The organism is Ectothiorhodospira variabilis, assembly GCF_022227625.1.
Taxonomy (GTDB): Bacteria; Pseudomonadota; Gammaproteobacteria; order Ectothiorhodospirales; family Ectothiorhodospiraceae; genus Ectothiorhodospira; species Ectothiorhodospira haloalkaliphila.
Genome location: NZ_JAJNAO010000004.1, coordinates 168,815 through 177,121 on the forward strand (window position 1 = coordinate 168,815; position 8,307 = coordinate 177,121).

Genomic DNA, 8,307 nt, shown 5'->3' on the forward strand with positions numbered 1-8,307 from the left:
CGAACCACTTGGTGCGAACGCGCATGCCAAGTGATGTGAGGAGGTGGGTCTAAACACTCGGACTTACCCGATCATGTGAATTTGACCTGAAAACGGGCATCATGATTTTGCCGCTCTAGAGCTTTTTTTATGACCTCGAAATCCTCAGGAGAAAGCCTCCCGGCATCGACCACATAAAGCCGAAATCTTGACTTTATCCTCAGAACGTCACCATCAAATTGAAACTCTTCCAAAGTGTTGAGGTACTCCTGCTCGTCGCCCAGATCCTCACCCTCCAGGCTGACTTTCGTGCCTCGCTCCTCCTCCGGCAAGATGCTCTCAAAAAACAGCATGCGATGAAGAATCAAGCTACGGACTAAACCATCGCCCTCGTCCAGGGCAAAAGAGAGGATGAGATCCTTGTCGGTCTCTTCCAAGTTGATGAAGCTAACAGAATCCATCATTCACATAACGTATAAGCGTTCATTTGCTGTGCGCAGCATGGCCGACAAAGGTCTGTTGGATGAAGCCGTGCATGCACATTCTTTACAATGGGAATTGTACTGGCATCAGCGGGCCAGAGAGGGCATTTGCAGTCCTGTGACCGGCACGACAGGCCTTCATCGACTCCTTCCAGACAATTTCACCCATTCCGGAAGCATCCGTGACGGTCGGTTCAGGCTCAACATAGCCCGATTTCATGTTCAGTTTCAATGTCTCAGCCGCAGTCGAGCCCGATCTATGCCAAGGCCACCTTCAGAGGGGGTATCGTCAGCAATGATTCAGTGACTTAGCGTGGACCAGACCGATCGGAACAAAAGGAAGCATCTGCTGGAAGAATAATCGAATACCATCCATGTGAAACCACTCCTACCCCCCCGCAAACCGTGCCACCAAAAAATCAATCGGCGCCCGCCAGAAATCCAGGCAGGTCAACAGCCTTCCCTGAGCCAGCACCTCGGCCGTCATGAAACGCGCCACCAGTACCAGGCCCAGGCCCAGGCGCTCCGATGCGGCGCCGAAGCCGCACGGAAGATGACACACGGCATGGATTGAACGCTACCCCAATCAACGCCGCCCCGGCACATCCAGCGACGGCCACATGGGGTCGTGGTCCGAGCCGGCGTGCACCAGCACCACAGGCCGCACGGCCACCCCCGTGAGGGCGCGGTACAGACCGAACCGAATCAGTTCCGGCGAGCGCCGTTCCTCGGCCGGCAGCGACACCTCCAGAACCAGATAGGGGCCCACCTTGGTCATGCGTACCTGCTCCGGGGACAGGCCCATGGCGCTTGCCGCGGCCGTGACCCGACGCTCCATGTGGGCGGGCGGCGCCGCCAGCACCAGTTCGCGCACCGCATTCAAGGTCATCCGCACCGGCACCCACAAAAAGTAAGCGGAGACCAACAGCACCATCACCGGGTCGGCATACACGGCCCAATGACCCTGGCCTGCGTGCTCCAGGCCCCACGCGCCGATGAAACCGGCCAGCACGGCGGCACTCAGCGCCGTGTCCATGCGCCATTGCTGATACTCCGCCGCCACCAGCCCCGAGCCGTTCACACCCATGGACCAGCGCAGATAAAGCATGCAGAGACCGCAGCCAATCACGCTGATGAGAGTGAACACCACGGCCAGCCCGAACTGAAGTGAGTCACCACCGGCCAGGATGGAATTCACCGCCGCAGCCAGGGAGATGGCGCACAGCAGGGTGATGGTCATGCCCTTGATGGCAATGACCAGCGGTTGCAACGCGGCATAGCCGAAAGGGAAGCGACGGTTGCCGGGCTGCCGTATCAAGCGTGCCACGTAAAGGGCCAGCAGTGAGAGCAACAGACTGATCAGGGAATAGGCACCGTCGAACAGGATCATCAGCGACCCCATCCACAGCCCCCAGGCCACTCCAGCCAGCGCGAACAAGCCAGCAGCCACGGCAGACACAACGAGCGACGTATTTTCCCGCGAAAAGAAATGCTTCATGATCCCTCCAGAATCTTATGGAACTGATTCTAGGGGGACACACTCACAACCGTGAGTCGCTCAGCGACGGAATATCCGGCGGAAGAAATCATGCGCATTGCACAGATCAAAAGTTTTCTCGCCATTGTCGACACGGGCTCGGTGGCCGCGGCAGCGCGAGTCCTGGGACAAAGCCGGACCACCGTGAGCACAAGCCTCTCGGCCCTGGAGGACGAACTGGGGGTGACCCTGTTCCAGCGCTCCGGCAACCGCCTGGAACTCTCGCCGGTCGGGGGCGCCATCGTCACCGACTGTCGACGCCTGCAGCAGGTGGCCGACCAGATCCAGTCCAGGTGCCTGCACCATCTTACCGGGGCCGAATCGCAACTGCGGATCGCCCGGGATGACAGCCTGCCGGAAGCCGTCTGGCGGGATCTGCTGCGGCGCATGAAAACGCAATTCCCGCAAACCAGCGTCTCCGTGTACGTGGCGGCGCCCCAGGAACTCCCCCGGCTCGTGGAACGTCAGGCCGTGGATGTGGCCTACGGGCTCCTGCCTCAGTCCATGAGCCTGGGCTACCACCACCTGCGGGAAATCGCCGATGTGCGCATGCACACCGTGGCCGCTTCGGAACACCCGCTGGCGCGGCTGCCACGTGTCACCCAGGACGATCTCGTGATGCACACCCAGATCACCCTCGCCTACCTGGGCGACAGCAACCTGCGGGCCGCATCTCCTGAGACCGCCAACTACCTGGCGTTCACCCAGTTCGAAATCATGCGGGATGTGGTCATGGAGGAAACCGGCTGGGGTGACCTGCCACTGCCCCTGATCGCCGAGCACTTGGCCAATGGCAGGCTGCGCGTCATCCGCCACCCGGAAGCCACCTGGTGGATGACATTCAGCGCGCTGGAGGCGGACCAAGCCCACGGACGCCCGGTGGTCACGTGGCTCGGCAATGCCCTGGAGACGTGGTTCACTGAGCAGGGTGACTGTTGAAACCGACCGCTCTATGGGCTGCACGATTGCATGCGCATTGCCATGCGCATACGATCAAAGCATGGTCCAAGCGCCACCTAGAGGCCCTCATGGCGGAACTCTACGATGCAGCCGCACCCAAAAAAGCAGCGGAGGGGGGGATTGCCGCGGTGTGAAAACACCACAGCGAGCTGATGTTACCGATGGCACGGAAGTAATTATAGTGCCCCCGTACCTTGCGTTTCATCGTCGCCAACACAGAACAGGGACAGCCATCATTTCTTCTTGACTGAATAATACACACAACTAGACTAGGGACAAGATTGGAATCAGTTTTCAAGGAGGAAACCCGTGACCCGCGCCAGACATCAGCTCATCTGCCCCGAAACCACTTCCTACTACCATACGATATCCCGCTGTGTCCGCCGTGCCTTCCTCTGTGGCGAAGACTCCCTCACCGGCAAAAACCACGAACACCGCAAAACCTGGGTGACCCAACGCCTGCGTGAACTCGCTGATGCCTTCGCTATCGAGATCTGCGCCTATGCCATCATGTCGAATCACTATCATGTCGTGTTGCGCATCGATCAGGGCAAAGCCAAACATTGGGATAGTGAGCAAGTCATTGAACACTGGGGAAAACTCTACAGTGTGCCAGTGCTGGTCACCCGTTACCGATGTGGTGAAACCACCAGCAACGCAGAGAACATCAAGGCCGAGGAAATCATCGAAACCTGGCGCGAACGCCTGACAGACATCTCCTGGTTCATGCGCAGCCTGAATGAATACCTGGCCAGACGGGCCAATAAAGAAGACCACTGCAAGGGCCATTTCTGGGAGAGTCGCTTCAAAAGCCAAGCCCTACTCGATGATGCCGCCGTGCTGGCCTGCATGAGCTATGTGGACCTCAACCCGGTACGTGCCAAGATGGCCGACACACCGGAAGCCTCCGACTTCACCTCCATCCAGCAACGCCTACGCGATATGGCACCGAAGCAGACAAAGCCGACAGATGACGCTCCCATCAACCCCATCCCTTTGATGAGACTGGTCCCACAACGTCATGACCCGCACCCCAACAGTATTGGCTTCACCCTCCCCGACTATCTGGAACTGGTCGACTGGGCCGGTCGGGAAATCCGTGAAGGCAAGCGTGGTTCCATCAAAGCGGCCGCGCCGCCCATCCTGGAACGCCTCCATCTTGACCCCCATCGCCTGATGGATCACCTGCGTGGTGAGGCGTTGATAGAAACACCTGTCATGCTTGGCTCGGTAGAGAAGCTGAAACAGACTGTCGCAACATTCGAGCGCAAGTTCGTGAAGGGTATCAGCGAAGCAAGGCGACTGTTCCGACCACCGCTTATGACCTGACCACGCGCAATACCGTCATCACGCCTTCAAAGACAGCCACGCCACGCAGATGTGGCGGACGTACTATTTCCAAAATATGCAACTTACCCATTTGCAACGCCGAGTGGACAGCTTTTTATTCCATAAATGCGCTAAAACAGCGTGATCGCCACTATCTCCTGACTGAAAACCCAAACAATGCACCTAGAGTTCGATTTTTAAATCATGCCTGTCCCAGTCTTCTTTGCCGGCTATCCGATTAGCGCTTGCTCGCCCGCAATTTGGACAAAAGTTTCCAAACATATACGGCACTCTGAATGGCCAAAACTGAAGTGAACACCTCTACCAAGACGAACGACGTAGCAATCGAATCGTAGTTCTGGAACTGTTCTAGCCCAAAAGCGCGGTAACCCTGAAAAGACGATAAAATAATGCCAATGCTTGGTGGAAGATAGACCAGCATTATGCAAAGTGTAGCCATCAATAGGGGTATCGCACGGGACAACAGGACGGACTTAAGTTTTTTCTCGAACTCTCCACGGTCTTCTTTATGCTGCGGCATGACCATAGATATTGCGTTAACAATATCATCATGCCAGAGCGCATACAGGACGCCTGTTATAGCCAAAAGAACGCTTGCCGCAGTAAGAAGCTCATTCATTATTGACAAACCTGCCAGTCAGTCTAGCGTATGCGGCCGGTGATATTTCAAATGTGGATACGCTGCCTCGCTTTTTCTTTATTTGTTGAAGTGTTCCGTCTATTGATGCAAGTGCCCTATTGAGCTCTTCGACAACATTTTGGCTGTTAATTGTTACAACATAGGGGCCAGTATCTCCTTCTTGTTGAGCAGACTCCAGCGCTCTGCGTATCGAGTTATCGATAGCATCACGCAACTGGTATTGAAATTTGGACATTACTGCCCGAATCAGTGCACGACTTTCTGTAGCGCTAGTTTGAAACAGCCGACAAACCTCCTGCTCATCCGGGATCCTATTCTCGAACACATTCGTTATGAGCAAAAATAGTCGATATTCGTTAATGTCAGATCCACGCCTAAATATCTTCTGCCCCAAAAACATGGATACGTATTCCTTCAGCGCAGCTGATGAATACGATGAAAGGGAATCTGATATATCATCTACCGGGCAACCCAGAATTCGAGCCAGTTCTTGCTGATCCTCATCGCTGATTTCTATTGTTGTATGTACTTCCATGCTTTCTCCTTACCTATCGCTAACGTTCGCCATAACCGGCACCAAAAAGGAGAGCGACGAAGGAGGGGCGCTTTTTGGGGTCCGAGTTTATGGTTTTGTTGGGCATTTTTATTACAAATAGGGCATATACCTGTCAACAAAAGCACGCTCGAAAGAGTTAAAGCTCGTGGCCCTCATAACACAACGCGCCTTTACATTTAACATATTTTCTCCCATTGCATCACAACGCCCAAATCCGTATCTTTCGGAAGAATGAAGCGACACTGAATTCACCAGTTTTATATTTGCGTACCAGCGATGAACACCTTTTTCTTGCGCCTCACGCAGAAAAAGACAAAACCACCTCATTACGTAAAATGACCTCCTTGCTGATCGATCCACCCAGACAATAATGTTAGCGCAGCCTGGGCGATCAGAAAGATTCAGCATTCCAAATATTCCGAGTGGCAGATCATTCTTATATGCGATGTAGAGATAATAATCTCCAAAATCCTTGCAAAGATAATCATAAAACGCGTCACCATCGTCCCACGCAAGCGCATTGTCAGATAAGTTCCATATATGCTTATTTCTTTTGTCATCTAGCGCCGCTCTTGATAGCATTGACATAGCACCCTTTTCTTCTAATCTTGCTTCATGCAGAAACGTCTTTAAGTGCTGCATCGTTAATGCTTCCAATCAGATAAGACATATTCAAGATAATCGCGTTTCTACAGAAAGCGTCGTGGAAATGCGCACTATCCTTGAAATCCCTGTCTCGTTTGATATAGCAACCCCCTCCGCACTTATAACGAACAATGCACTCTTGGCACTCTGGAATAGCATTAATGCTATGTTGCCTAGAAAAGTCCAAAGACTTTTGAGGAAGGAACGGGTTGTCATCTTGTATGTGGCTTACTAGATATTTGTGCCCGTAACTTTCCGATAAACCGGATGAGTCTACCTCAGAGCATAGAGACACATAGCCATCATGGGTTACTACTGCGTTAAAATACACAGCACCACAAAATCCATGTGATTTTTTGAATGGTTTAAACCAAGCAGATTTAAATCGCTTGGGATTCTCAAAAAGATAGGGAGAATAGCTCTTAAAGAACTCGCGATAAAATTCTTCCTCGGAAATGTTTCTATGGGATTCGCCGCGACCTGCGAAGGAAACTGGCTCTAGGTGATGTGTTTTAACACACGAAAATCTATTGTAATAATCACATATTGATTTAACACTTGGCGCCGCAACATCCATTACAGTGCTGCGAATATTAACCTCTATATCGTATTGAGAAAGCCAGTCGAGACGTTTTTCAACAGCGGAAGATGTCCCCCTAAGATTTTTGGCAAAGACTCTTTGCTTATCCTGAATGCTCGGGGGTCCGTCAGCTGAAATCGTAACGCGAAAATCCTTAGAAACCACCCATTCCCAATCAGAATCGTTTCCAACGGTTGCATTGGTAACTATCACATACTGTCCTTGTATACCCTCCCCTTCAAGAAATCCAACAATTTTCTTTATTGTGCCAATCCTTAAGAACGGCTCACCTCCACCCATGAACGTAATCTCAATGTTATCAGCGTGCCCAGTAAATTTACGCACATGTTCAATGTAGCGCCCTACAGTACTAAGAGCGGATTCCTCGCTCATATGCGCCTTGTCCGTTTCGGACTTACAGTGGCAATAAACGCATCTCATATTGCAGGATGCCGTAAGGAAAAGCATTAATCGCGGAGTCTCTTTTCGTTCAATGTATTTCTCTGGGGATGATGATGACTTAGAAACCACCTTTTTCTTATCTATAATGCGGGCTACCATCTTCTCAAGCTCGGGGCCAGCAACTTCAGGCAACATCCCAAGCTCACACGACTCATTGTTGTAAAGATAAGCATTCTTTAGCGTGGCACTTCTCAATAAAAACCACGAATCTGCAACATGCAATACATTTAAGTCTTCAAGATAATAGGGAGTCATAAGGAGAAATCCGTAACAACAAGCCACTTAGGCTGAGCACATGTCGGCCCGCGCCTTAGGGCCGACATGCTTGGTTGCGTTATTTGCATTCCCTGTCACAGGTGCAACAGTCGTGACCGCATGGATTTACCCATTCATTTGCGCCGATAGTTTCAACTATGTCGTCTTCCGCGTGAAAGATAACTCCAATGTCACCCCCTTCTTCAGCGGCGAGAATCTCAGATTTGTGTTCTGCGGTTTGCATGATGATCATCTCCAATCAGTGTTGCCTCAACGTGAATAAATGTAGGCATAGCAGTGAGGCTCATACTAATACCTACATACAAAATATGACTGATGCATTGTGGGTGTGGAAGCTCGCATCACCCACTTACCCTGGCTTATGGATGCTTTCTGGCATTGCACTCCTGTTATCGTCTCTCAAGAGAATCAGGAACTTTTCTCTATATGCTCGCTTGATAAAGTAGGCTTTGTAGAAGCCGATTGCCAAGAAATAGAAGCCGCCCGTCAAAAGGCCAATACCAGTGCCGCTAAATATAATTTTTCCTCCGTCATACATAAACCAGAAAGCCCAGAACGCCATGATTACTCCAATAAGAACTCCAATTACCGCATACATAAGATGATGCATGAAGTATGTCAGCAACAGGTTCTGTTGTCGCTTTGCGAAAATCCGGTCAAAGACCTGGTTATGACTTAAGAAATATGATTTTCGCGCGCCGAAAGCTCTAGGTATTCTTTTTGCGATTATGTCAATAACCCCCGCAGCTACTAGGCTGCCTAGCGCTCCAAGTATGATGATTCCCGGAGGAGATGTCTTCAACCACAGGATAACCGATTCCATCGTTGCTCCTAGGATGC

Annotated in this window: 10 protein-coding genes; 2 read left to right on the forward strand and 8 right to left on the reverse strand. The window is 51.8% G+C overall.

What is annotated here, in order from left to right:
- Positions 1–71: 71 nt before the first annotated feature.
- The 3 genes from LPW30_RS07155 to LPW30_RS07165 all read right to left on the reverse strand — a co-directional run bounded on the left by LPW30_RS07155 (position 72) and on the right by LPW30_RS07165 (position 1,959).
- On the reverse strand, positions 72–443 hold the full coding sequence (locus LPW30_RS07155; RefSeq protein WP_239680424.1) for a hypothetical protein: 372 nt from the start codon (positions 441–443) through the stop codon (positions 72–74).
- 406 nt (positions 444–849) lie between these two features.
- On the reverse strand, positions 850–1,023 hold the full coding sequence (locus LPW30_RS07160) for a hypothetical protein (RefSeq protein ID WP_239680425.1): 174 nt from the start codon (positions 1,021–1,023) through the stop codon (positions 850–852).
- Between the two features lie 24 nt (positions 1,024–1,047).
- Positions 1,048–1,959, reverse strand: coding sequence for a cation diffusion facilitator family transporter (locus tag LPW30_RS07165; protein ID WP_239680426.1), 912 nt, complete (start codon positions 1,957–1,959; stop codon positions 1,048–1,050).
- Positions 1,960–2,049: 90 nt separating this feature from the next.
- Here LPW30_RS07165 and LPW30_RS07170 point away from each other — a divergent pair, with 90 nt between their 5' ends.
- Both LPW30_RS07170 and LPW30_RS07175 read left to right on the forward strand, forming a co-directional pair.
- Positions 2,050–2,937 (forward strand): LysR family transcriptional regulator, encoded by an 888-nt coding sequence (locus tag LPW30_RS07170; RefSeq protein WP_239680427.1) that lies wholly within the window; start codon positions 2,050–2,052, stop codon positions 2,935–2,937.
- 330 nt (positions 2,938–3,267) lie between these two features.
- Entirely contained in the window at positions 3,268–4,287 is a 1,020-nt protein-coding gene (locus LPW30_RS07175) for a transposase (protein ID WP_239680428.1), read from the forward strand.
- A 238-nt stretch (positions 4,288–4,525) separates the two neighbouring features.
- Here LPW30_RS07175 and LPW30_RS07180 read toward each other — a convergent pair whose 3' ends face one another.
- From LPW30_RS07180 to LPW30_RS07200, 5 genes are all read right to left on the reverse strand, one after another.
- Positions 4,526–4,927, reverse strand: a complete 402-nt coding sequence (locus LPW30_RS07180) for a hypothetical protein (protein WP_239680429.1) — start codon at positions 4,925–4,927, stop codon at positions 4,526–4,528.
- Positions 4,920–5,483, reverse strand: coding sequence for a hypothetical protein (locus LPW30_RS07185; RefSeq protein ID WP_239680430.1), 564 nt, complete (start codon positions 5,481–5,483; stop codon positions 4,920–4,922). Before LPW30_RS07185 ends, LPW30_RS07180 begins: the two co-directional genes overlap by 8 nt.
- 111 nt (positions 5,484–5,594) lie before the next feature.
- Positions 5,595–6,146 (reverse strand): hypothetical protein, encoded by a 552-nt coding sequence (locus LPW30_RS07190; RefSeq protein ID WP_239680431.1) that lies wholly within the window; start codon positions 6,144–6,146, stop codon positions 5,595–5,597.
- Positions 6,118–7,446 carry a radical SAM/SPASM domain-containing protein gene (locus LPW30_RS07195; RefSeq protein ID WP_239680432.1) on the reverse strand — a complete coding sequence of 443 codons (1,329 nt, stop codon included), beginning with the start codon at positions 7,444–7,446 and terminating at the stop codon, positions 6,118–6,120. The genes LPW30_RS07190 and LPW30_RS07195 overlap by 29 nt, the downstream gene beginning before the upstream one ends.
- 370 nt (positions 7,447–7,816) lie before the next feature.
- The coding region (locus LPW30_RS07200; protein WP_239680433.1) for a hypothetical protein at positions 7,817–8,307 on the reverse strand (491 nt) is incomplete at its 5' end.